Raw genomic sequence first — 22,811 nt, forward strand, 5'->3', positions numbered from 1 at the left:
CCATGGTTGCTACCTTATTCCAACTCATCGCCGCACGCCCTGCGCCCAACCAGTCCAAGGGACCGGTGGCTTGGCTGCGCACCAATCTGTTCGGCAGCTGGGCCACTTCGCTGGGTACGCTAGTGATTCTGGGCTTCATGCTGAACTACCTGCCCACGCTGTTCCGTTGGGCCGTGCTGAATGCCGTGTGGGTTCCCGATCCGGCTGTCTGCCGCGCGGGCACTGGCGCCTGCTGGGGCGTGATCCACGAGAAGTTCCGCTTCATCATCTTTGGCCGCTACCCGTTTGACGAGCAATGGCGCCCGTTGATTGGCACGGCGGTGCTGCTGACGCTGATCATCTGCAGTTGCATGCGCGTCTTCTGGAAGCCCTGGCTGGCTGCTGCCTGGGTACTGTGCCTGGCGTTCTTCTTCACGCTGATGCGCGGCGGCGTCTTGGGTCTGAGCAAAGTGGACACCGATCTGTGGAGCGGCCTGCCGCTGACCATCTTGCTGTCCACGCTGGCAATGGGCATGGCGTTCCCGATCGCCCTGTGTATCGCGCTGGGCCGCCGCTCTGGCATGCCCGCGATTCGCAGCCTGTGCACCATCTATGTCGAACTGATCCGCGGCGTGCCGCTGATCTCGGTGCTGTTCATGGCCTCGTTCATGTTTCCGCTGCTGTTGCCACAGGGCTTCTCCATCGATGTGCTGGTGCGGGTGATTGCCGGTTTCACGCTGTTCGCCGCGGCCTATATGGCCGAGGTGATTCGCGGGGGTTTGCAAGCGATTCCCAAAGGACAGATTGAAGCCGCTGCCACGCTAGGCCTGTCGTACTGGCAGACGCAGCGCAAGATCGTGTTGCCACAGGCGCTGGCCATGGTGGTGCCGGGCCTGATGAACAACTTCATCTCCAGCTTCAAGGACACCTCGCTGGTCGCCATCGTCAGCCTGTTTGAGCTGGCCGGCGCGATGAACATGGCGATGAACTCGGATGCCGAGTGGCGCCCATTCCGCCTGGAAGGCTATCTGTTCATCGCCCTGATCTATTTCGTCTTCTGCTTCTCGATGTCCCGCTACAGCCTGTGGATCGAAAAGCAGGTCAACAAGAGCAAGCTTCGCTAGGCCCATATGACCGAACCCATCATTACCTTCGACAAAGTCAACAAATGGTACGGCAACAATTTTCATGTGTTGCGCGACATTGACCTGACCGTCACCAAAGGCGAGCGCATCGTGGTCTGCGGCCCATCCGGCTCCGGCAAGTCCACGATGATCCGCTGCATCAACCGCCTGGAAGAACACCAACAGGGCAATCTGATCGTCGACGGCGTGGAGCTGACCGACGACGTCAAGGCCATCGACGACGTGCGCAAAAAGGTCGGCATGGTGTTCCAACAGTTCAACCTGTTCCCGCACCTGACCGTGTTGGAAAACCTGACGCTGTCACCGATGTGGGTCGGCAAGATGCCCAAGAAGGATGCCGAAGAAAAAGCGATGGAACAGCTCAAGCGCGTGCGCATCGCCGAGCAGGCGGGCAAGTACCCGCTGCAGCTATCCGGTGGTCAACAACAACGTGTGGCCATCGCCCGCGCGCTGTGTCTGACACCCAAGATCATGCTGTTCGATGAGCCCACTTCGGCGCTGGACCCGGAGATGATCAAGGAAGTGCTGGACGTGATGGTCGAGATGGCCAGCCACGGTATCACGATGATTTGCGTGACCCACGAAATGGGCTTCGCCAAGGCCGTCGCAGACCGCGTGATCTTCATGGACCAAGGCCAGATCGTTGAGCAGAACACGCCCAACGAGTTCTTCAATAACCCGCAAAGCGAACGCAGCCGGGATTTCCTGTCGAAGATTCTGGGGCACTGAACCTCCAATACCGCTTGGCCGCGGGCTCTAGGGGCAGTGTCGAATGCTATTGAATTAGTAGCTGCTTACGCACGTTTTATGAGCCTTGCCGCCACTTTTTATTGGAATTTCGAGTGAAAATCTACAGATAGTCGCTGACCTGAAACCGCCGCGTCTTCAACCAGTATTGCCACGTATATCCCGGCCACAGCGTATCGATCTGGCCATTGGCGTTTTGGTACCAGCTCTTGCAACCTGACACCCACACGGTGCGCTGCATGTCTTTCTGGATTTGCTGGTATTCGCTGTGCTGCACTGCAGGTTTCAAGCGCAGCGGCTGCGCGCCATTCGTACGCGATGCCTTGAGTGCCTGCACCACATAGCCCACCTGGCACTCGATCATGAAGATGATGGAGTTATGGCCCAGGCCGGTGCTGGGTCCGACCAGCAGGAACAGGTTTGGGAAACCTGCGACAGTAATGCCCAGATGGCTTTCGGCGGGCTGCTGCTTCCACTGCGTGCCCAGCTCTCCTGCTTCACCAAAAATCTTCATGGGCGCTACAAACTCGGTGGCTTGAAAGCCGGTGCCCCAGATGATCACGTCACAGGGATGCAGCGCGCCATCCGATGACACAACGCCCTCTGGCGTAACGCGCGACACGGCGTGCGTGACCAGTTCCACGTTGGGCCGCTGTAGCGTGGGGAACCATGTGTTGGAAATCAGCAGTCGCTTGCAACCGGGGGCGAAGGTGGGGGTCAGCGCTTCGCGCAACGCGGGGTCTGCGACCTGGCTGCGCAGGTGGTGACCGGACATGCGCTTGAGCATGGTCTGCATCGCCTTGTGACCCATGAAGCCCATGCCCACCCATTCATTGAACCAGTAAACGCGCCAACGGCTCAGGCGTTGCAGGCCGGGCACATAGCGGTAGGCGAAGGTGCGCAGCTTGCCGTAGGGTTGGTCCCAGCGCGGCAAGACCCAAGCCGCAGTGCGCTGAAAGACTGTGAGCTTCTCGGCATCGGGGGCAATCTCGGGCACAAATTGCACCGCGCTGGCACCCGTGCCGACGACGGCAATGCGTTTGCCTTTCAGCGCGACATCGTGATGCCAATGGCTGGAGTGGAACGTGGGGCCAGCGAAAGTATCCAGCCCAGGCAACTGCGGGATCAGCGGCTTGTTCAGCGGGCCGGTGGCGAGGATCACGTGTTTGGCGAACAGCGGCTCCTGCCCCGTCAATTCGATGCGCCAGCAGGCTTCATCAGCCAACCAGTGCAATGCCTGCACATCGCTGCCAAAACGGATCAGCGGGCGCAGGCCGTATTTCTCGGTAGTGCGCAGCACGTAGTCCTGAATCTCCGGTTGCTGCGGATAAGGCCGCGTCCAGCGCATATTGGGCTTGAACGAAAAGCTGTACAGGTGCGAAGGCACATCACAGGCACAACCGGGATAGACGTTGTCGCGCCAGGTGCCACCTACCTCATTGCTGCGCTCCAGGATGGCGATGTTGTTGAACCCCTGTTCACGCAGTTTGATCGCCGCACACAAACCTCCAAAGCCCGCACCGACGATGGCGACATCCAGCGCCGCGCTCATGGCGCTGGCGCCTTCGCGGGCAAACCGGGGCCGAGGCGATCGGTGGTCCAGCGCAACAGGTCTATCCACATCTGGCGCATCTCCTTGTCCAACGGCGTGCGGTTGGCACTGGGCAGCTCGATGGTCACAACGGGTACACCCTTGTGGATGCCGCCGTAATTGCCCAGCGAACCAGGGAAGATGCCGACCTGATCCAGGTACAGGCGGCCCAGATTGCTGGGTGGCACCGACGGGCCGTCAAAGTCCAACACGCCGTAGGGGGCATGAACGCTGACAATCAGGTTGGGTTTGAAGCTGTCCATCTGCTCATGCAAAAAACGGGACTCAGGCTCGGACAGTGGCTTCGGGCCGGGCCAACGGCGTTTGTCCCTGTTGGTACGGTTTTCCCAATACTGTTTGGCGTCACGCGTCCAGTTGGGTGTGGGGAAGTTGCGGTTCAGGTCTACGCCATTGGCGTTGACACGCCGGGCGGGCCGCGAGAACAGGCCGTCCGGATTGAGCGAAGGAATGAAGCGCCACTCCACGGGCTGCGGCATGTCGGCTACCGGTGTGCCCGCCAATCCGATCCAGTGAAACACCATCGAGCTGGACGACATTTCATCGCCATGGATTCCGCCTATCACCAGGATGCGCAGCTTCGCGTCTTCGGCGCGCACATCGCGGCCCCAGATGGTGCGCCCCTGCACGGACTTGGCGCGCATGTCCTGCAACTGGGCGGCTTCGCACAGGGCCGCAGAGACATTTGGGAGTTTGGAAGCGAAATCGATGCAAGTCCTTGAATAACTTGCGTGAGCCGCTATGCAAAACATAGCAACCATGGGAGCGAGCAGGGTTCGATATTGCATGCGGCCATTGTAGGGTGCGGCATTGCATAATCGTGCCCATGCCTTCCATTGCAACCCCTATGCGGGCACTCCCACCGGACTTTTCTGCGCAGGACTTCCGCTCCGCCTTGGGCATGTTTGCCACTGGCGTCACCATCGTTACTGCACTGTCCCCGGAAGGCCGCCCGATAGGCCTGACAGCCAATTCGTTCAACTCCGTGTCATTGGCGCCGCCACTGGTACTGTGGAGCCTGGCCCGGTCTGCGGGTTCACTGGCCTCGTTTACTGCGGGCTCCCATTACGCGATCAACATCCTTGCGGCCGATCAGCAGGATCTGGCGCGCCAGTTTGCCGCGCCCGGCGCCAACCGCTTTGAAGGCGTGCCCTTCACATCCGGCGCAGGCGGTGCCCCCATCCTGCAGGGCACGGTCGCGACGTTTGAATGCTTCAACCGCAGCCGTTACGAAGAAGGCGACCATGTCATTTTTGTAGGCGAGGTCGAACGTTGCGAGCACCGCATCGGCGCCTCGCCACTTCTGTTCCACGGTGGCAAGTTCTACACCGAGCATCCTCTGTAACTTTATCTAACTTTGCCAAGCAGCAGCACTGCGCAACGCCCACCCGTCTTAACCTGATGGGCTGTTTTTGTCAGGAGCTTCCGTTGAAAAAGTTTGTTGCCGTTGTTTCGCTGTGCCTGCCTCTGCTGGCACTTGCACAAACCCCACCACCGCCACCCAATGGTCCCGCTGCGGGTGGCAGCCTGTCCAGCGTGCACGACCAACTGGGCTTGCAAGCAACGCAGGAAGCCGCATGGCAAAAATACGAATCAGCGGTCAATGCCTACATCACGCTGCATTACCAGGAGCGGCCGGTGCTCGCTTCAGAGAACGATGCGGCGCCGGTACAAATCAGGCGCCTGGTGGATCAGCACTCCAACCGTCTGGCTGCGCTGGAAGACATTGAGACTGCGGCCAAGGCCTTGTACGCAACACTCACCCCTGCGCAGCAAAGACAAGCGAATCAGAACCTGCTGGCGTCCATTCCTGTGATCGGCGGTGGCTCGTCGGGCGGCCCGGCATCCGCGGACAAGGCTGGTAAACCGGAGGGCCGAGGCCACCGCGGTGGCGGCTCCGGTGGACCTGGCGGCGGTATGGGCGGTGGCGGAAACATGGGTGGGATGGGCGGCATGGGCCGCTAACCATCCGCACCCACTGTTTCTTTAAGGTTTGCCCTTTTGCACGGCGCCTACAAAGCCGTCACCCATCAAATACTTGGCAGCGACCGCACGCAAGTCATCCACCCCGATCTTGGCAGTAGTCTCCAGCAGGCGGTCCACAAAGTCCAGCTCCAGACCGAACATGGAATTGGTTGCCAGTTCCCTACTCAGTGCCGCGTTGGTTTCGCGGTTGATGCGGGTGGAGCCTGCGTAATACGACTTGGCGCGCTGCACATCGTCTGCGTTGAACTCATCTTTAGCCAAGCGGCGTATTTCTTCCAGCAGCGCGGCCTTTGAGGTCTCTTCCTTCTTGGCATCGGTGGCGATGTAAGCCAGGAACAGGCCATCTGTTGCGCGCGAGTTGTCCTGCGCAAACACGGTGTAGGCCAGTGAACGCTTGCTGCGCAGTTCTGCGAAGAATGTGCCTGCCAGGCCGGAGGTCACATTGCCCAGCAGGCGCAATGCAGGCCAGTCCTTGTCGGTGCGCGCCACGGTGGGAAACAGATAGACGATGGCGGATTGCTTGCGATCCCGGTACTCGGCGATCTCCAGCCGCGATATAGGCGGCGTTGCCGGCTTCAGCGCGGTACGTTCTACGCTGCGCTTGGGCAACCAGGCAAACTGCGCTTCAATCATCTGGCGCGCTGCCTGCAGCGAAATGTCGCCCACCACTACGAACACGGCGTCTTGCGCATTCACGCGTTCCTTGTGCCAGTCGCGCAATTCCTTGGAGCCAATATCAGCCAGTGAAGACGGATATCCGGTGGACGGCAAGCCATAGGGGTGTCCCGGGTACATGGCCTCGAAGGCCATCTGTACCGGTCGCGCAGTGGCGGAGTCAGCGTTGCGCTTGATGGCGCCAAGCTGCTGGGAGCGCTCTTGCTGCACACCCTTGTCTTCAAACGCTGGTGAACGCAGGACTTCTGCCAACAAAGCCAGGCCCGCACCGTAATTGCCACGCTGGATGTCCAAGCCCATCCCAAAGAAATCCGGCTCCAGCGTGATGTTGAATTCGGTGCCCAGGAATTCGATCTGGCGGTCCAGATCTTCGCCACTACGCTGCGCGGTGCCCTTGCGCAACGAACGGGTCATCAACTGGGTGATACCGGCGTTACGACTGCTCTCTTCGCTGCGCCCACCCTTGAAATAGACGTTGGTGGAGATGACGGGTGAACCGGTGCGCTCGCGCACCAGCAGGCGTGCGCCATTCGACAGGCGGATGTCCTGCACCGCACGGTCAGCGGTTGCAGCAGCGACAGGTGCAATGGCAGCAGGGGTAGGCGTCGCCGCAATCGCGGGCGGCACGGTCTTGGCGGCTTCCCGCACACTCGCCATGGCTACTTCCGTGCTCAGCTCAGGCGCTCCCTTGGGGCGGTAGTGGTACAGCGTCAGGTTGTCGATGCGCAGGTAGCGCTGCGCCACCTCTTGCACTTGCTTGGGCGTCAGTGCCTGCAGCGCCAGCAACCGCGCACGTATTTTCTCCACACCATAGCGTGCCTCGTACTGCGACAAGGTTGTGGCTTGACCCAATGCGCTTTGCATGCCGAACACCAGGGCGCTCTCTACCCGGTTCTTGGCCAATTGCAATTCAAACTCAGTCGGGCCCCAGGCCTTCATGCGCTCGACTTCTTGCACGGTGCGGCGGTCCACTTCGGCGCGGTTCTTTTCGTCAAAACTTGCCAGGATGGAAAAGATGCCTATGTCGTCGAATGTGTCGTGATTGGCTGATGCCGTGCTGGCGGCAGTGGGGCTCACCACTTGGGTGAACAGGCGAGACGAACGGCCATCGCCCAGTACGGCGGACAACACATCCAGCGCCAGTTCATCTGCATTGCCAACACCCGGTGTATGCCAGCCAAACACCGAATAGCCTTGCTTGATCTCGGCCGATGACTGGCCAAAACGGAAGGCCTTTTGCTCGGGCTCGGTGGGGCCGTATTTTTTGTCCAGCTTGCCCTTGGGGATGGCCCCGAACGTCTGGCGTGCAACGGCCAAAGCCTCCTCATGCGTAACGTCGCCCGCAATCGACAGGATCATGTTGCCGGGTCGGTACACCGTCTCAAAAAAAGCGAGCAAGTTGTCGCGCTGGATGTTGCGCAGCACTTCGTTGGAGCCAATGCGCCAACGCTTCATACGGTGTTGCGTGAATGCCGTTGCATACATGCGCTCCATCGACACCGGGGCGGCGTTGTCCAGCTTGCGGTTGGACTCTTCGATCACCACTTCAGCTTCCTTGCGCAGCTCGGCCGGGTCAAAGATCGGGTGCGCAATCGCGTCAGCTTGGATCTCTACGGCTTTGCGGAAACCTTCGCGGGGCACGACGAAGTAATAGTTGGTGCTGTCGTAAATCGTACCGGCGTTGGTCTGCCCGCCAATGGAAGACAGCTCCTGCGAAATCTGCTCCGCTCCGGGAAACAATTTGGAGCCCTTGAAGAACATGTGCTCGAACAAGTGCGCCATGCCCGCGATCTCGTCGGCCTCATTGAAGTAGCCCGCCTTGACCCAGGTATTGATGGCCACAACACCGGTGCCTTTTTGCGGCTTGGTGATGACGGTCAGGCCATTGGGCAGAACCGTCTTTTTGACGTCCTGCATGAAGTTGTCCATCACGGTGGTGCCCGCTGGTGTGGCGGCATGGATGGGGCCAGCGCAAAGCAGGGTCAGGCTGGTAATAGCAGCCGATAGAAGCAAGGGAATCCGACGCATGGGCTCTCCAAAGATCAAAATGGGAATTTCGATCAGTGTATCGCCCCGCCGCGCGGGGTCAGCGCTACCAGACTGGATTAAATTGCAGTCCGTAGTCGCGTGCAAACGCAGCGCAACGCGCCTCCATGCGGTCGCGCTGCGAGGCAATGGTGGCAGCAGGGCTGCACCGGAAGTTGGCCTCAACCCGCGCGAAGTCATTCAAGGTCTTCGCAACCTGCTGAACATCCCAGGCTGTGGCGGGTGCTACCGGGCGCAGAGCCGGATGCCTTGTGCTGGCGCGGTAATTCACCAGGCGGGCCATCTGATTGGCCCAGCTTTTCCCCGTTGAAATGCTGCGCACCAACGGACGGTCTGTCACCAGCGGTTCGTAGGCACGTCCAATCGTTTCCAGCCAGTCACGCCATTTGAATTCATTGAAGCGGTGCGCCAAAACACAGGCAGCCCATGGAATACCCATGGCGTCGGCGCAAATGCCGCCGTGCAGCGACTCCGCCAGGATGCGCGAGCAACCACGCATCTGTTTGATCACCTGACTGGGGGACTGTCGCGGATTGATCACCACCATGTCGGCCTGCTGGGCTACCAGTTCCCAGTCGAAGCTGTCGTAGGTCATGTAATGCGGCACAAGCCCGACAGGCCCATACGCGTCGTGATCTGCTTTCAATTCCGGCCACAGGATGGCCGCATCACCCAAGCCTGCTTCGGTGGGCAAACCAAATTCCTTTGCCGTTCGGGGGCCACGCACCCAACGGAAATCCCAGTTGCCATCGCGTGCAGCCTGGTGCAATTCACCAATGCCCGTACCCAGCACCACTTTCTTCACACTGCGGTCCTGCGGGCCATCCAGCAATGTGCCCACGCCATAGAACTGCACACGACCGGCCAGTTCCGAGAAGTTAGGGAACAGGCGCTTCCACAGCACCAGGTTCAGATCGTCACCAAAATTGCCGCCGTCAATGCGACAGTAGTGCAGGGTATTGCGCTGGCTGGCGCTGGAGGACTGCGCGCTGGCATGGTCCAGAAAACCGGAATGCGCCGAGGGTAGAAAAAGGGCTTCGCGTTGCATGCTGCAACTGTGAAGCCCCGGCGCGCTTTGGCTATGTAGGCCGTATAGCGGTTTAGTAAAGGATTTGTAAATGACGACGCAAAGTCATCATGGTTTTAAAACCTCAGAGTGTGGTGTCCACGCTGTTGCGCATGGCCGCCTGGGCCACGGCATTGAGCGCGCTGTCCAGCACCGGCTGACCCGAGATGACGCGCAACTTGCCCGACTCCACCAGCCGGTCACGCGAACGCCGGGTCATCGACTGCGTAGTACCCGCTGCACTGGTAAACAGGAACAACGTGCCGTGCGGACTGGCCCAAGTCAGTTGGGTGCGAACCCATTGGTCATCGATCTGCAGCTCGACCCATGAGCCTAGCGGCAATTCGTCAAGATTGGCATCCAGCAACATGTCAACCTTGGTTTGCGGTCTCGCTGCTGCCGTACCGGTTGCTTCTTCGGACCCGTCAGAAATGTCCACAAAGTTCGAGGCTCTTGCCTCCACGGGGTCGACCCAAGGGTCTCCCTCGTCGACCCGGTTTGCGCGACCGAATCTGGAGTCTGTTTCCAGCACTGGCGCCTCGGGCTCCGCTTCAGCACCTTTGGATGCCTTGCGGAACGCCTTCTGGTGCAGGCCCATCAGCGCCTCCAGGAAGGCGCTGGTGCGCGTGGCCGGGTAACGAATGGTCTCCAACCCTTCGCGCAGCGTGCTGATCAGCAACGGCACCAGCTTGGTCAGCTTGGCGATGTTGCCGGACGCCAGATCCGGGTGCGCGCTCCACAACATGGCCGAAATCAGGGACTGGTATTTGGCTGACGATTTGGAGCCGACACCATCCGCAATGCGTGCCTGTGCCACCACCTGGGCCCAGGGGCCGCACAAAAAATCAACCACTACAGCGGGCACTTGCGCGGCGTCCGGATGCGAATCGATATCGCGTGCAATTTTTTCCGCCAGCAGGTTGCGCTGCTCGGCATGCTGCAGCGCCATCACTGCGTGCTCACGTGCGGATTCTTTCTCCTTCTCTTCATCCTGCCAGGAGTCCAGCAACTGGCGATGCGCGTTCTCGAAGGGCTCGGCGTTGTCGATTTGCGCCTGCACCAGTGGCGTCAAAGCCTTCTCGATGCGGCCCATAAAGCCATCAAAGCCCGGCGCCTCGGTATTGACATAGGCCAGGCTGCGGTGGGTCACATCCTGCAGCAGAATCCGGGCCGGGTGTTGTTTGTCAGTAAAGAAACGCGGGTCTACCATCGCCAGACGCCCCAGCGCTGGTTCCAGGGTCTTGATCAACGCCTGCACCGGCTGCAACAACCGTGCATCGCGGGCCATGTTGTCCACCATCAGCGCCACGACCTCCAGGCTCAGGGCCTGGGCGACACCCGTCACGTGGCGGCGCAGTGCGCTGCGCACCGAGTCGGCGGATGCCGAGGCACTGTCCGCCACGGGCGGCGCAGACCTATTGAGGGCCCGACGCTCCTGCAGGCTTTGCACCACGCGGTCCACCTGCTTCATCTCGGTCAGGGCTTCCAGCGCCGCGGGTACGGTGGAATCAAAGTCGGTATGCTGCTGTACAGCTGGTGTGGTCGCGTGTTTGCCCTCGAACTCCTGCGCAAATTGGGCGGCAAAGGCCTGCACACTATTGACCGGCGCAGCCTCCAGTTCGCCCGAAAGCAAGCGGCGCAATTTGTCCAGCGTCAGCAACACTTCTGATTTTCCGCGTATGCCAGCTGGGGCCGCTACTGGCGCTGAAGGGTAGGAAGCAACGCCTGAATCTGAACCCGCTGCACGAACCGAGGATGTTCTGGGTTGGCCCGCAGCAGGCGCTGGCTGCGCATGGTCTACCGGCTCTGCGCCCACCGTTTGAGCCACACCCCGGCCAACGCCAAGTGCCGTCGGTGTCTGGGTCACTGCGTAGCCAGCAGCCACTACCCCGGCATTGCGCAGCTTGTCCGCCAGCGTGGCGTACAGGCTACGCAACTCCTGGCCAAGCGTCACGCTCATGGCACCCAACCAGTCCAGTTGTACCGTGGCCGGCACCTGCGTCTGCTCAACCACGTCTTTGAGGGCCTGCACATAGACTTCGGGCCGCAAAGGATTGCGCTCGGGGCGCACGACCCCCAAGCCCAATGTGCTGCTGATCAAGGTATTGAGGTCCGCGAGGCTGGCTTCAGCCGACAGCATGGCGACCTGTTGTGTGCGCGCCATCGTCACACTGGTCAGCACCTGCACCTCGTCCATCAACTCGAGCTGGTCGAACTGGACATCTGCCATGGACAAAGTCACGGTCTTCTTGATCTTGTCCGGATTCTGAAAAGCAAACTCCAGCGCCTCCTGATAGCGCACGCACAGTTTAGGCTCCCATTGGTGCAACTGCTTGGCTGACTCAGCGATAGCATCGCGCTCCCGAAAATCCCGCGTCACCAACTCACGCGCGTTGAGCGCGTTGCGGGCCGCATCCGCCATCTTGCCCATCAGCAAGGCACCACCGGCCACAGCTTCCTTGACGGTGGCGTGGTACAGGGCTTCGTACTGAGGGTTGTGCGGCACGTTACGGGGAAGGGAGCTGTCTACCATGGCAGATTGAATTATTTGAGTGCCTTGTAGCGCATGCGCTTGGGCTTGGCGCCCTCTTCACCCAGGCGTTTCTTCTTGTCGGCCTCGTACTCCTGGTAGTTGCCGTCGAAGAAGGTCCACTGGCTGTCACCTTCGGCAGCCAGGATGTGGGTGGCGATGCGATCGAGGAACCAGCGATCGTGGGAGATCACCAGCATGGTGCCGGCGAATTCCAACAGCGCGTCTTCCAGAGCACGCAGGGTTTCCACGTCCAGATCGTTGGAAGGTTCATCGAGCATCAGCACGTTACCGCCGGCAATCAGCGTCTTGGCCAAATGCAGACGGCCACGCTCACCACCAGACAACATGCCAACCTTCTTCTGCTGGTCGGCCCCGTTGAAGTTGAAGCGGCCGCAGTAGGCACGGCTGGCCATCTGGAACTTGCCGACATTCAAAATGTCGAGTCCGCCCGATACGTCTTCCCATACGGTCTTGTCGTTGGCCAGGTCATCACGGTGCTGGTCCACGAAAGCCATCTTCACGGTAGAGCCGATCACGACTTCGCCCGAATCTGGTTTCTCTTTGCCGGCGATCAGCTTGAACAGCGTCGATTTACCCGCACCATTCGGGCCAATGATGCCGACGATGGCGCCGGCAGGGATGTTGAAGCTCAGGTTGTCGATCAACACGCGGTCGCCAAAGGACTTGGTGACACCCTTGAACTCGATGACCTGGCTGCCCAAACGTTCTGCCACGGGAATGAAGATTTCGTTGGTTTCATTGCGCTTCTGGTATTCGAAGTCGCTCAATTCTTCAAAGCGGGCCAGACGGGCTTTGCTCTTGGCCTGGCGGGCCTTGGGGTTCTGGCGCGACCATTCCAGTTCTTTCTTCAAGGCCTTGGCGCGGGCTTCTTCGCCCTTTTGTTCGGCTTCCAGTCGGGCGCCTTTTTGGGTCAGCCAGTCAGAGTAATTGCCCTTGTACGGAATGCCGGAGCCGCGGTCCAGCTCCAGAATCCATTCGGCGGCGTTGTCCAGGAAGTAACGATCGTGGGTGATGGCGACCACAGTACCGGGGTAGCGCTGCAGGAACTGTTCCAGCCAGTCCACCGATTCGGCGTCCAAGTGATTGGTCGGTTCATCGAGCAACAACATGTCGGGTTTGGACAGCAGCAAACGGCACAGCGCCACGCGGCGCTTCTCGCCGCCGGACAACACACCGATATTGGCGTCCCATGGTGGCAGGCGCAGCGCGTCGGCGGCAATCTCCAGTTGGTGTTCGGAATCGGTGCCAGCGGTGGCGATGATGGCTTCCAGTTCGGCCTGCTCGGCAGCCAGTGCGTCAAAGTCGGCGTCTTCTGCGCCGTACGCGGTGTAAACCTCTTCCAGGCGCGCCTTGGCGGCAAACACCTTGCCCATGCCCGCTTCGACGCTTTCGCGCACGGTCTGGGTCGGGTCCAATTTGGGCTCCTGGGGCAGGTAACCGATGTTCAAACCGGCCATGGGAATCGCTTCGCCTTCGATTTCCTTGTCAATACCGGCCATGATCTTCAACAGCGTGGACTTGCCGGAGCCATTGGTACCCAAAACACCGATCTTGGCGCCGGGGAAGAAGGACAGCGAGATGTCTTTAAGGATATGACGCTTCGGCGGCACGATCTTGCCGACGCGGTTCATGGAAAAAACGTATTGAGCCATTGCGGTAGGTATTTCGGGAACGTAAAACCGACATTATCGACTGCGGCACCCGCTCGACGGGCCGTAGATGGAGATTTAGGGCAATTTTGCACCGCACCGCCTCAAGTCTCTGAAGCGCTTGGCGGTCAGCCCCGCAACGGGAAATTGGCGCCCTTGGAGCGCGAGGGCCTTAACTGATACCGCCGCCTTTACCAAGGTCATTTCGCAACGCGGCTTGCGCCACGGCATCCAGCGCGTTGTCCATCACGCGGCCATCCGAGACAAAGCGGATCAGGCCCAGGCCATGCAGCCGGTCCATGGTTCGGCGCGACATCGAGTGCGCCAGGCCCGCGCCAGAAATGAACATGAACAACGTTCGGTGCGGACTGGCCCAGGTCAGTTGCGCACGCACCCAGACACCGCCCAACGCGAGGTCTACCCAGCATCCAGGCGTCAGACTCTCGGTCGACCAGTCCTGCGGCTCCTCGACCTCCGGCAACTCGGGCGGTTGCGGGAAATCTTCGGCATTGTGTGCGTGTGCGTCCAGAAAACCCGAGTCAGTGGCTTCATGCTCGGCCATCCAGAATTCATCGCGGGAGACGTCGCTCGAGGTATCGTCGCCATCGTGCACCACCACTCCGGAACTGTCGGTCAGCGGTGCCGGACCAGTGTTGCGCACGCCCTCGAAGGCCTGTTCGTGGATCGTGATCAGTTCGTCGAAAAAGACGGTGATGCGTTCGCTTGGGTAAGAAATCAGTCCCAATCCCTGCCGCATGGTGACCAGCATGCTGGGCACCAAATCGACCAGGCGAGCGCGGTTGCGCCGGGCCAGGCGCGGTTGCACGCTCCAGACCAAATCCTCCACCAGATTCTTGTAGCCTTCCGGGTCGGCGGAACCGTCCGTACGCAACAACTGAGACTCCGCGACCACCTGGGCCCACGGCCCCCGTAGGAACGCCAGCACCATCTCCGGAAGTTTTTTGCCCTGCAGCTTCTCGGTGAACTCCTGCGCCAAACGCTGCGCCAGCATGTTGCGTTGCTCCACATGGAGCAACTCGCGCGCCGCTTCTTCGGCCCGTGTGCGCTGCTCCTGCTCGTCTTTGCTCCAGCCGTCTTCCAGTTTGCGCAACACGCGCGCAAAACTGGCAGCGTCACTTTCTCCCATCACCAGTACGCTGATGCTGTTATCCAGCGCTTTCTGAAAACGGCCGTAGCCAGGCTCATCGACTGATGTAAAGGCCAAGCTGCGGCTGGTGATCCTGTCCAGGAACTGGCGTGCCGGATGCTGCCGTTCGCTGAAAAACCGGGCATCCACCTGCGACATCTTGATCAGGACCGGCTCCAGGGTTTTGAGGCTGTTGCGCACCGGCGCCATCAGGCGGCGATCCTGCATCAGGTTCTCCAGCATCAGGCGCACCACTTCTTCGCCCAGTTCCTTGCCCAGTTTGCGACTTTGCGTCTTTTCGCGCAGGACCGGCTTGTCACCGACCCTCTTTCCGGGGGGCTTTGCCGCAGTTCCAGTTGCGTTGGCTTCTGCATTGGCAAGGCTGGCACGCTCTTTCAGCCGCTTCATCATTGGCTCTACCAGCTTCATGTCCTCCAACGCCAGGAAGGACGCGGGTACGGTGTGAGTGAAATCCTTGTTGGCCGAGGGCAGCAAATCGAAGGAAAGCTCCCCCGACAATAACCGGCGCAACTTGTCCAGCGTCAGCATGGTGCGGGTTACCGATGTTTCCGGCGCCTTGCCCGCACCGCCGAAACCACCACCCGCCTTCGCATGCGGCAACACCGGCTCCACGCCCTGTGAGCGCAACCAATCGGTAATTTCCCGGTACAACTGGCGCAGGCCTGTGCCCATCAGGCCCGCAGCGGGTGTCATCACGGCAGCACGGTCGTCTTCCCGACGTACCATGGCCGTCAGGCTGGTCCGTAGCGCGTGCACAAACGAATCCGGTTTGAGCGGGTTCAGATGGGGCTGCACCGAGGTCCAGCCCATCAGGCTGCTGATCATGCCGTTCAATGCCGGCAACACGTCCTCCACCGCCATCTGCACTTCTTGCTGGGTCAGTGCATATTCGATGTTGGCGTCGATCTGCTCCTCTTCCAGAAACTGGAAGTCGTCGAAACGCACCAGGGGCTTGTCCACCGCACGTTGGGTGTCACCCCCATACACCGCGGCACGCAGGGATTCTGAAAAGAGCTTCTTGAATTCATCACTGCGCTCGCTGAGGTCTTCCACTACCTGTTTGGCACCCGTCACAGGATTGAGTGCATGGGTTTTGACTTTGGTGGGGGTCAGCAAGCCCTTGAGTCCCCCCAGAATATCTTCGACAAGAGAGTCGCTCTGGGCCAGGGCGGCCTCCAGGCTGTTGTGCAACGTGGGCTTCAATCCAGCCGGATCGTCTGCAACACCCAATCGCCGTAACAGGAATTTGTTCATCGTTCTACATTCTCTACGGGGAACGCATGGCTGACCAGTCCCTTGCCAGCTTCCACAACATTTTGTTACGCCCGACGGGTGCGAGAGTGGCTTATCAGCCTCTTTTGCCGCGATGTGCGACAATATGCGCTGTTGCGGCGCTTCAGTTGCCCGCAACGCCAGCACCTTGCTGGGGACCCGACCGACAATTGGCGTCCATCTTTTGAATCCATCTGCCTCTGACTGACCGGTTGCAAGCGCACCCGGACCGGCCGATCCCTTGGCGCCCCGGACGGGCGCAACATCTCATGAACTTTGAAGAATTGAACCTGGCTCCCGCCATTGTTAAGGCTGTGCGCGAGCAAGGCTACGAAACCCCCACCGCGATCCAGGCGCAAGCCATTCCGCTGGTGCTGGCGGGCAACGACTTGCTGGGCGGCGCCCAGACCGGCACCGGCAAGACCGCAGCGTTCACGCTGCCCCTGCTGCACCGCCTCTCCATGAGCCGCAGCGCGCAAAACAAGTTTGGCGGTACCGGCATTCGTGCCCTGGTGTTGACGCCGACCCGCGAACTGGCAGCGCAGGTGGAAGAATCCATCCGCACCTACGGCAAATATCTGCAACTCAGCTCCACCGTCATTTTTGGCGGTGTTGGCATGAACCCGCAAATCTCCAAGCTCAAAAAAGGCGTGGATATTCTGGTCGCCACACCCGGTCGCCTGCTGGACCTGCAACAGCAAGGCATGCTGGACCTGGGCCAGGTGCAAATGCTGGTGCTGGACGAAGCCGATCGCATGCTGGACATGGGCTTCATCCATGACGTGAAGAAGGTGCTGGCTCTGGTGCCAAAGGACAAACAAAGCCTGCTGTTCTCCGCCACCTTCAGCGACGAGATCCGCGAGCTGGCCAATAACCTGTTGAAGAACCCGCAAAGCGTGCAGGTCACGCCGCGTAACACCACCGTGCAACGCATCACGCAAGTGATCCACCCGGTTGGTCGCGGCAAGAAAAAGGCCTTGCTGGCCCACATCATCAACGAACAAAACTGGAGCCAGGTGCTGGTGTTCACCCGCACCAAGTTCGGCGCCAACAATGTGGCCGAGTTTCTGGAAAAGAACGGCATCACCGCGATGGCCCTGCACGGCAACAAGAGCCAAGCAGCCCGTACACAGGCACTTGCCGGCTTCAAGAGCGGCGATGTGCGCGCTTTGGTTGCAACTGACATTGCTGCTCGCGGCATTGACATCGACGACCTGCCACACGTCGTGAACTACGAAATCCCGAACGTCAGCGAAGACTATGTGCACCGCATTGGCCGCACCGGTCGCGCGGGTGCCGACGGCGCCGCAGTGAATCTGGTGTGCCTGGATGAAGAAGGCTTCATGCAGGACATCGAGCGCTTTACCAAGCAGAACATTGAAGTCAAGATCATCGAAGGTTTTGGCCCCGAGCCAGGCGAAAAGGGTGAACCTATTGCTATGGGTCGCCAGACCATTTGGGGCGGCGCTGGCAAACCGCCAAGCCGCGACGTAATGCAAGCAGCTGCGAAAGCAGCCCGTACGGAAATGCTGCAGCGCGTGCGCGACAGCAAGGCAGGCGGTCAAGGTGGCCGCGGCGGCAACGGTGGCGGCAATGGCGGAGGCGGCAACCGCGGCGGCCAAGGCGCGCGCGGTAACGGTGGCGGCAATGGTGGCGGTGGCCGCGGTGCAGACCGCAGCGGCGAGTTCCAACCCCCACGTCCTCAGGGCAATCGCCCACCCCAAGGCCAGGGCCGTGGCCCACGTCAAGGTGGCGGCAATGCCGAACACCAGCCTCCTGCTGGTTTCACACATGAAGGCCGCGCTCCGCGTCCTTCCACAGCCCAGCCTGATCCGATGCGTACCAACGTCGATATGATGGCCGCACGCGGTGCACGCCGTGGCGGTGGTGGTGGCGGCTATGGTGGCGGCAACCGCGGTGGTTCCAATTCGGGAGGTGGCGGTTATGGCGGCAACGGCGGCGGACGCTCGGGTGGCTTTGGTGGCGGGGGCAACGGGTCTCGTGGGCCGCGAGGTCCTGGCGGCTCTTCTAGCCGATAAGCGCTACACCACAGTGCACATCGTGGGGCGACGCAAGTTGCCCCACCAGCATCCCAAACTGACGCAGCAGGTCGTCAATTTTTCGGCCATGGGCAAGTTGCCCCAGGTCGATGATGTGTTTATTGCGTTGGGAACCACCATCAAAACAGCTGGCAGCAAGCAGGCATTTCGCGCTGTCGACTATGAAGCCGTTATGGCTGTTGCGCTCGCCGCACGCGCGCAAGGCGCTACAAAATTAGGAGTGGTCAGCGCGATGGGCGCCGATGCTTCCTCCAGTATTTTTTACAACCGGGTCAAGGGCGAAATGGAAGCCGGCTTGGCAACCACGGGCTATGAGAGCCTGGTGATCGCTCGGCCATCGATGCTCGCTGGCAACCGCGAGGCGCTGGACCAACCGATTCGCAGCGGTGAACGCATTGCCCTTGTTGCTACCCGCTGGCTCAAGGCCGTCATTCCCGCCAACTACCAATCGATTGCTGCACGCGATGTGGCCTACGCGCTGGTGAATACAGTGGCGGACGCCCCTGCAGGCGTTCGCCGCATGTTGTCTGGCGAGATGCAGGGTGCAGCAAAACACTGACCCCCGGGTCAGTGCCTCTATTCGAATCTCATTCCACTGATTCCGCAGTTCGTCGCAGGTCGCTCGTGCAATATCTGCCGCGCGCATAAATTGGGTTTGTCGGCAGTGCAAAAGCATTGCGCGATGGGGTTCTGGCCCCACTTTTTTCAACCCATTTCGACAGGAATCATCATGAAAACATTGACGTCTGCGCTCGCACTTTGCATTCTTACTCTGGCAGCTCCCGCATTTGCAAAGGATGTTGAAAATCTTGAATCTGTTACCGTCCGCAGTGGTGACTTGAGCAAGGAGCCATCTGTTTCGCGCGGCGTTTTCCGCGAAGTAGGGGGTGAGTATGCACTTGGTAACGGGAAGACATTGACGATCACCCGTGAACAGAATCACTTATACGCACAGTTGTCGGGCACGCGCAAAATCGCGCTCATGTCCGCAGGGAATCTTCGGTTTACATCCGCAAACAACGACATTTCCATCCAGTTCACTCCGCAACCCATGGAAAGCCTTACGCGCGTCAATGTGAGCTACAACCCTGCTAATCACTATTGATTTGACAGGCCGAACCTCGTTACCCCCGAACAAACAAAGTCACTAACGGCTCCGCTCCCACCTGTCGACTCCAGTGCCCATGGATGGCCGGATCGAAGGTGGCGCCTTCAGGCAATACATCGGCAGAGTAGAAATGCTCACCCGGTTTGAAGATGCGCGACACGCCACCTTGCAAGCCAATCTCCATCTGCCCGCCCAGAATAAAACACCACTGGGGCGCGCCGGTGCAATGGAACTGACTGCGAAACCCGAGCGGACTGGTACGCAACTGATAGCCGCCAGACGCAAATACGTCTGACAGCATGGATTGCGGTGTGCCCTGATTCAGCGGTACGTCTTCTTCTTTGAATTTTGCGAAGCCATCGGTGTCGGTGAACAGGATTACTTTTTTGAAGGTCGTCATGTCCGCAAGCTTACTACCGCTTTATTGGTGCGCAGAAGGTTGGTACGCGGGATGGCCGACAGGAGCGGTTAGGCGGTGAGGCCAAAGCCCATTGGCCGGTTGCGCCCGTGCGAGTGAAATGTGGTCAAGCGCCGCCCAAGGAACTCAAGCCCGAGCCCAAGCACCCGGCAACCGCGGCCAGCCAGGCGTGCCAAACCATGCGCCACCGGCAATGGCATACGCGTTGATCACGCCGTACACCACCATCGCCGCCGCCTGCGCCGCAAACACGATGCCCAGATCACCGCCCCACTGCAAAGCCAGTGCACCCCCGACAGCAGCAACCAGCAAACGCGCGGCGTTACCAATCACCGGCCACAACAATTTGCCCGCCCCTTGCGACGCAAAGTACAGCACCAACCCCAGTCCAAAGAAACCATAAAACGGCCCGACGATCTGCAAGTAACGTGAGCCTGCGGCGATCATTGCCGGATCGCTGTCAAACAGTGACAGCCAAGCCGTTGGAAACACCGCCGCGACGATGCCTATCGCTTCTGACAGAAAAAACGCTAGGCCCGCACCAATCCATGTCGCGCGCATGGCCCGCTCGCGCTGACCTGCGCCCACGCAGGTACCGACCATCGCGACCAACGGCGCGCCCAGGCCAAACACCAGAGGTACGAGTAAGTATTCCAGCCGTGACGCAGTGCCATAACCAGCAATCGCCGCGGGGCCGAACGCACCGGACAGCGCGGTCGCAATCGCTATGCAGACGTTAGTTGCGACGGTAGACACTGCTCCAATCACGCCAACCCGCAAGATGTCCTTGAACAGAGGCCAGCGCAGTTTGCACTGCGCCCACTCGATGCGCAGCAGGCTGCGGTCTGAGCACATGTAGGCGATCAACACCAGCGTGCCGACTGCGTAATACACCAGCAGCGCCAGAGCGCCACCAGCAATACCCATGGCTGGCACCGGCCCCCAACCGAAGATCAGCAAGGGCGACAGCGGTACCAGAAACACCAAGCCACCGACTGTCACCACCGCAGGCACGGCCATATTGCCAGTGCCGCGGATGATGGCGGAGAGTGAATTGAACAGCCACACCAGCACTGCCCCGGCGAATACCCAATTGGAATACGTCAGCGCCGCATCGAGTGCGGCTCCGGTACCGCCCATGCGGGTGTAGAGCCAGCGTCCGCCCAGCAGCAGCGCCAATGTGAACGCCGCAGCAAACAACAGACCAATCACCAAGGCATGGAACACCAGTGCATTCGCATCCTCACGGCGGCGCGCACCCAGGGCACGGGCAATGGCTGAGGCAATGCCGCCGCCCATCGCACCAGCCGACATCATTTGCATCAGCATCACCGCAGGAAACACCAACGCCATTCCGGCAAGTGCATCGGTGCCCAGCTTGCCGACAAACCAGGTTTCGATCAGTCCGACTGCCGCCTGGGCCACCATCACCAGCACCATTGGTGCACCCAAGCGCAGCAATGTAGGAACGATGGGACCTTCCAGTAACAGACGGGTGCGCGGGTCTAATACCCCGGGTTCAGAGCCCTGTACCGCAGCAGTGCTCATGCCGTCACCGCACGGGCCGGCAACTTGGCCTCTTTGATCGGCAAATGAATCAGCGCAGCACCGACGGCCAGCAAAATGTCGGCGTACCAGATCCAGTCGTAACTGCCGGTCGCATCAAACACCTTGCCCCCCAGATACGCGCCCAGGAAGCCGCCAACCTGGTGCGTCAACATGACCAACCCGAACAACGTGGCCATATTGGCCGTACCAAAGAACTTGGCGACCAGGCCCGCGGTGGGCGGCACGGTGGATAGGAAGCTCACACCCATTACTGCGGCGAACACCAATACGACCGGCCCCGTCTTAGGTACGAACAAGAACACCAGCACCGCCACAGCGCGCACCGCATAGACCAGCGATAGCAGCGACTTCATGCGCCAGCGGCCCACCGCCCAGCCCATCGCAATACTGCCGACGATATTGAACAAGCCCAGCGTGGCCAGCGCCCAGGCTCCCCATTGCACAGGCAGGCCGCACGCGGCAACGACACCGGGCAAATGCGTTGCCAGAAACGCGACGTGGAAACCGCAGACAAAGAAGCCGGCTGCCAATAGCAAGAAGCTGGGGGTGCGCAGCGCCGTGCGCACGGCCTCACCGGTGCCGACCGATTTGACACCAGGCACTTCGGCCTGCACGTTGTTGCCTTTCAGGAAGAACGCAGCAGGCAAAGCCAACAGCACGATGGCCGCCATCACCTGCATCGCATTGCCCCAGCCCACGCCAAGGATCAGCGCGCCTGCAATCGGCGCCATCAGAAATTGACCAAACGAACCGCCGGCGTTGACGATGCCGGTTGCGACACCGCGTTTTTCAGGCGGCAGCAGCCGCGTAGTTGCGGCCATCAACACGGCCGGACCCGCCATGCCTGCGCCACCGGCAGCCAGCACACCAATGGCGAAGATCAGGCCTGCAGTTGTGGTCATGAACGGTGTGATGAAAGTGCCCAACGCGACCAGCGCCACGCCGAGGAACAACACGCGCCCGGCGCCCACACGGTCGGCGAAGGCACCGGCAAAGGGCTGCGTCAGCCCCCACCACAGTTGTCCAAATGCAAAGGCCAGACTGATCTGACCCACGCCCAGACCGGTCGACGTATTCAACGAACCCATGAACAAACCCATGGTCTGGCGCACGCCCATCGTCAACGCAAAAGTGCCCGCAGCGGCCAGCAGTACCAGCCAGACGGCGTACTGGCCCCCACGCTCCGCCGCTACGCGGGTCGCTGCCCCCCAAGGGGGCTGATTTGCCTCGGGGCGGCCCATCGGCAAATCGCCGTCCGCGTCGGGATTTTTAACATCAGACATCGTCTTCTTCTCCAAGGAGGGATAGCAGTTCAAGAGACTCGTCTATCAGCGCATGCAGGGCCAGCACGCGCTGCGCGCCCAATGTCTGGTTGATGCCTTCTTGCGCAATGCGCCATTTGCGCTGCGCTTCGGTGCGTTTGTGCTGACCAGCTTCGGTCGCACTGATCAGGCGGCTGCGCGCGTCGGCGCCGGGCAGGATTTCGATCACGCCCATCGCCACCAGCGGCTGCAAGTTGCGCGACAAGGTAGAAGTGCTCACCCGCATCGCGCCTGCAAGATCGACCGCGCGTATGGGCCCAAGCTTGACCACATGGGATAGCAGCGAGTACTGCGTGCCCTTGAGCCCGGTCTTACCCACCTCGGCGTCGTAATGGCTAGCAACGCGGCGCATCAGCTGGCGCAGTTTCAGGTTGGTACAGCCTTGCGGCTTTTCGAGTTGAAAGTTTTGAATTTCCGGCTTGACTTCGGTTTTCATGT

18 protein-coding genes are annotated in these 22,811 nt (G+C 60.4%); 7 read left to right on the forward strand and 11 right to left on the reverse strand.

Going from position 1 to position 22,811, the window contains the following annotated elements; all coding sequences use genetic code 11:
• Window positions 1-2 precede the first annotated feature (2 nt).
• Complete coding sequence (locus tag AC1DV6_RS00600) at window positions 3-1,103, forward strand: amino acid ABC transporter permease (RefSeq protein WP_477974257.1); 1,101 nt, start codon at window positions 3-5, stop codon at window positions 1,101-1,103.
• Window positions 1,104-1,109: 6 nt separating this feature from the next.
• A complete protein-coding gene (locus AC1DV6_RS00605) occupies window positions 1,110-1,853 on the forward strand; it encodes an amino acid ABC transporter ATP-binding protein (RefSeq protein WP_477974258.1) in 744 nt (247 codons plus the stop codon).
• A 121-nt stretch (window positions 1,854-1,974) separates the two neighbouring features.
• On the opposite strand, the gene AC1DV6_RS00610 is transcribed toward AC1DV6_RS00605, so the two are convergent.
• Entirely contained in the window at window positions 1,975-3,492 is a 1,518-nt protein-coding gene (locus tag AC1DV6_RS00610) for a flavin-containing monooxygenase (protein WP_477974259.1), read from the reverse strand.
• Complete coding sequence (locus tag AC1DV6_RS00615; RefSeq protein ID WP_477974260.1) at window positions 3,420-4,268, reverse strand: M14 family zinc carboxypeptidase; 849 nt, start codon at window positions 4,266-4,268, stop codon at window positions 3,420-3,422. Before AC1DV6_RS00615 ends, AC1DV6_RS00610 begins: the two co-directional genes overlap by 73 nt.
• Before the next feature lie 38 nt (window positions 4,269-4,306).
• Here AC1DV6_RS00615 and AC1DV6_RS00620 point away from each other — a divergent pair, with 38 nt between their 5' ends.
• Both AC1DV6_RS00620 and AC1DV6_RS00625 read left to right on the forward strand, forming a co-directional pair.
• Window positions 4,307-4,825, forward strand: a complete 519-nt coding sequence (locus AC1DV6_RS00620) for a flavin reductase family protein (RefSeq protein ID WP_477974261.1) — start codon at window positions 4,307-4,309, stop codon at window positions 4,823-4,825.
• An 83-nt stretch (window positions 4,826-4,908) separates the two neighbouring features.
• Window positions 4,909-5,445: a Spy/CpxP family protein refolding chaperone gene (locus tag AC1DV6_RS00625; RefSeq protein ID WP_477974262.1), complete on the forward strand. Its 537-nt coding sequence runs from the start codon at window positions 4,909-4,911 to the stop codon at window positions 5,443-5,445.
• 21 nt (window positions 5,446-5,466) lie between these two features.
• Here the strand turns inward: AC1DV6_RS00625 and AC1DV6_RS00630 are convergent, their stop codons facing one another.
• From AC1DV6_RS00630 to AC1DV6_RS00650, 5 genes are all read right to left on the reverse strand, one after another.
• On the reverse strand, window positions 5,467-8,169 hold the full coding sequence (locus AC1DV6_RS00630; RefSeq protein ID WP_477974263.1) for a M16 family metallopeptidase: 2,703 nt from the start codon (window positions 8,167-8,169) through the stop codon (window positions 5,467-5,469).
• Window positions 8,170-8,233: 64 nt separating this feature from the next.
• The gene (locus tag AC1DV6_RS00635) at window positions 8,234-9,235 is read right to left on the reverse strand and encodes a polysaccharide pyruvyl transferase family protein (RefSeq protein WP_477974264.1); all 1,002 of its coding nucleotides are present in this window, start codon (window positions 9,233-9,235) and stop codon (window positions 8,234-8,236) included.
• Window positions 9,236-9,338: 103 nt separating this feature from the next.
• Window positions 9,339-11,786 carry a DUF1631 family protein gene (locus AC1DV6_RS00640; RefSeq protein ID WP_477974265.1) on the reverse strand — a complete coding sequence of 816 codons (2,448 nt, stop codon included), beginning with the start codon at window positions 11,784-11,786 and terminating at the stop codon, window positions 9,339-9,341.
• Between the two features lie 11 nt (window positions 11,787-11,797).
• Window positions 11,798-13,459 carry an energy-dependent translational throttle protein EttA gene (gene ettA, locus AC1DV6_RS00645; RefSeq protein WP_477974266.1) on the reverse strand — a complete coding sequence of 554 codons (1,662 nt, stop codon included), beginning with the start codon at window positions 13,457-13,459 and terminating at the stop codon, window positions 11,798-11,800.
• Between the two features lie 169 nt (window positions 13,460-13,628).
• On the reverse strand, window positions 13,629-15,878 hold the full coding sequence (locus AC1DV6_RS00650) for a DUF1631 family protein (RefSeq protein WP_477974267.1): 2,250 nt from the start codon (window positions 15,876-15,878) through the stop codon (window positions 13,629-13,631).
• Window positions 15,879-16,165: 287 nt separating this feature from the next.
• Between AC1DV6_RS00650 and AC1DV6_RS00655 the strand changes: the two genes are divergently transcribed.
• From AC1DV6_RS00655 to AC1DV6_RS00665, 3 genes are all read left to right on the forward strand, one after another.
• Window positions 16,166-17,935, forward strand: coding sequence for a DEAD/DEAH box helicase (locus tag AC1DV6_RS00655; protein ID WP_477974268.1), 1,770 nt, complete (start codon window positions 16,166-16,168; stop codon window positions 17,933-17,935).
• On the forward strand, window positions 17,898-18,515 hold the full coding sequence (locus tag AC1DV6_RS00660) for a Rossmann-fold NAD(P)-binding domain-containing protein (RefSeq protein WP_477974269.1): 618 nt from the start codon (window positions 17,898-17,900) through the stop codon (window positions 18,513-18,515). The genes AC1DV6_RS00655 and AC1DV6_RS00660 overlap by 38 nt, the downstream gene beginning before the upstream one ends.
• Before the next feature lie 171 nt (window positions 18,516-18,686).
• Window positions 18,687-19,061 (forward strand): hypothetical protein, encoded by a 375-nt coding sequence (locus AC1DV6_RS00665; RefSeq protein ID WP_477974270.1) that lies wholly within the window; start codon window positions 18,687-18,689, stop codon window positions 19,059-19,061.
• 19 nt (window positions 19,062-19,080) lie between these two features.
• On the opposite strand, the gene AC1DV6_RS00670 is transcribed toward AC1DV6_RS00665, so the two are convergent.
• The 4 genes from AC1DV6_RS00670 to AC1DV6_RS00685 all read right to left on the reverse strand — a co-directional run bounded on the left by AC1DV6_RS00670 (window position 19,081) and on the right by AC1DV6_RS00685 (window position 22,809).
• Complete coding sequence (locus AC1DV6_RS00670; RefSeq protein WP_477974271.1) at window positions 19,081-19,464, reverse strand: cupin domain-containing protein; 384 nt, start codon at window positions 19,462-19,464, stop codon at window positions 19,081-19,083.
• 144 nt (window positions 19,465-19,608) lie between these two features.
• Window positions 19,609-21,030: an MATE family efflux transporter gene (locus tag AC1DV6_RS00675; protein ID WP_477974272.1), complete on the reverse strand. Its 1,422-nt coding sequence runs from the start codon at window positions 21,028-21,030 to the stop codon at window positions 19,609-19,611.
• Complete coding sequence (locus AC1DV6_RS00680; protein ID WP_477974273.1) at window positions 21,027-22,334, reverse strand: MFS transporter; 1,308 nt, start codon at window positions 22,332-22,334, stop codon at window positions 21,027-21,029. The genes AC1DV6_RS00675 and AC1DV6_RS00680 overlap by 4 nt, the downstream gene beginning before the upstream one ends.
• Entirely contained in the window at window positions 22,327-22,809 is a 483-nt protein-coding gene (locus AC1DV6_RS00685; protein WP_477974274.1) for a MarR family winged helix-turn-helix transcriptional regulator, read from the reverse strand. Before AC1DV6_RS00685 ends, AC1DV6_RS00680 begins: the two co-directional genes overlap by 8 nt.
• Between the last annotated feature and the right edge of the window lie 2 nt (window positions 22,810-22,811).

This window comes from Rhodoferax sp. P2_H8_2 (genome assembly GCF_056403235.1).

Excerpts from the sequence above, each read along its gene's own strand:
- AC1DV6_RS00600 (WP_477974257.1), top strand. The coding sequence starts at position 3 with ATGGTTGCTACCTTATTCCAACTCATCGCCGCACGCCCTGCGCCCAAC.
- AC1DV6_RS00605 (WP_477974258.1), top strand. The coding sequence starts at position 1,110 with ATGACCGAACCCATCATTACCTTCGACAAAGTCAACAAATGGTACGGC.
- AC1DV6_RS00615 (WP_477974260.1), bottom strand. The coding sequence starts at position 4,268 with ATGCAATATCGAACCCTGCTCGCTCCCATGGTTGCTATGTTTTGCATA.
- AC1DV6_RS00620 (WP_477974261.1), top strand. The coding sequence starts at position 4,307 with ATGCCTTCCATTGCAACCCCTATGCGGGCACTCCCACCGGACTTTTCT.
- AC1DV6_RS00630 (WP_477974263.1), bottom strand. The coding sequence starts at position 8,169 with ATGCGTCGGATTCCCTTGCTTCTATCGGCTGCTATTACCAGCCTGACC.
- AC1DV6_RS00635 (WP_477974264.1), bottom strand. The coding sequence starts at position 9,235 with ATGCAACGCGAAGCCCTTTTTCTACCCTCGGCGCATTCCGGTTTTCTG.
- AC1DV6_RS00640 (WP_477974265.1), bottom strand. The coding sequence starts at position 11,786 with ATGGTAGACAGCTCCCTTCCCCGTAACGTGCCGCACAACCCTCAGTAC.
- ettA (WP_477974266.1), bottom strand. The coding sequence starts at position 13,459 with ATGGCTCAATACGTTTTTTCCATGAACCGCGTCGGCAAGATCGTGCCG.
- AC1DV6_RS00650 (WP_477974267.1), bottom strand. The coding sequence starts at position 15,878 with ATGAACAAATTCCTGTTACGGCGATTGGGTGTTGCAGACGATCCGGCT.
- AC1DV6_RS00655 (WP_477974268.1), top strand. The coding sequence starts at position 16,166 with ATGAACTTTGAAGAATTGAACCTGGCTCCCGCCATTGTTAAGGCTGTG.
- AC1DV6_RS00665 (WP_477974270.1), top strand. The coding sequence starts at position 18,687 with ATGAAAACATTGACGTCTGCGCTCGCACTTTGCATTCTTACTCTGGCA.
- AC1DV6_RS00670 (WP_477974271.1), bottom strand. The coding sequence starts at position 19,464 with ATGACGACCTTCAAAAAAGTAATCCTGTTCACCGACACCGATGGCTTC.
- AC1DV6_RS00675 (WP_477974272.1), bottom strand. The coding sequence starts at position 21,030 with ATGAGCACTGCTGCGGTACAGGGCTCTGAACCCGGGGTATTAGACCCG.
- AC1DV6_RS00680 (WP_477974273.1), bottom strand. The coding sequence starts at position 22,334 with ATGTCTGATGTTAAAAATCCCGACGCGGACGGCGATTTGCCGATGGGC.
- AC1DV6_RS00685 (WP_477974274.1), bottom strand. The coding sequence starts at position 22,809 with ATGAAAACCGAAGTCAAGCCGGAAATTCAAAACTTTCAACTCGAAAAG.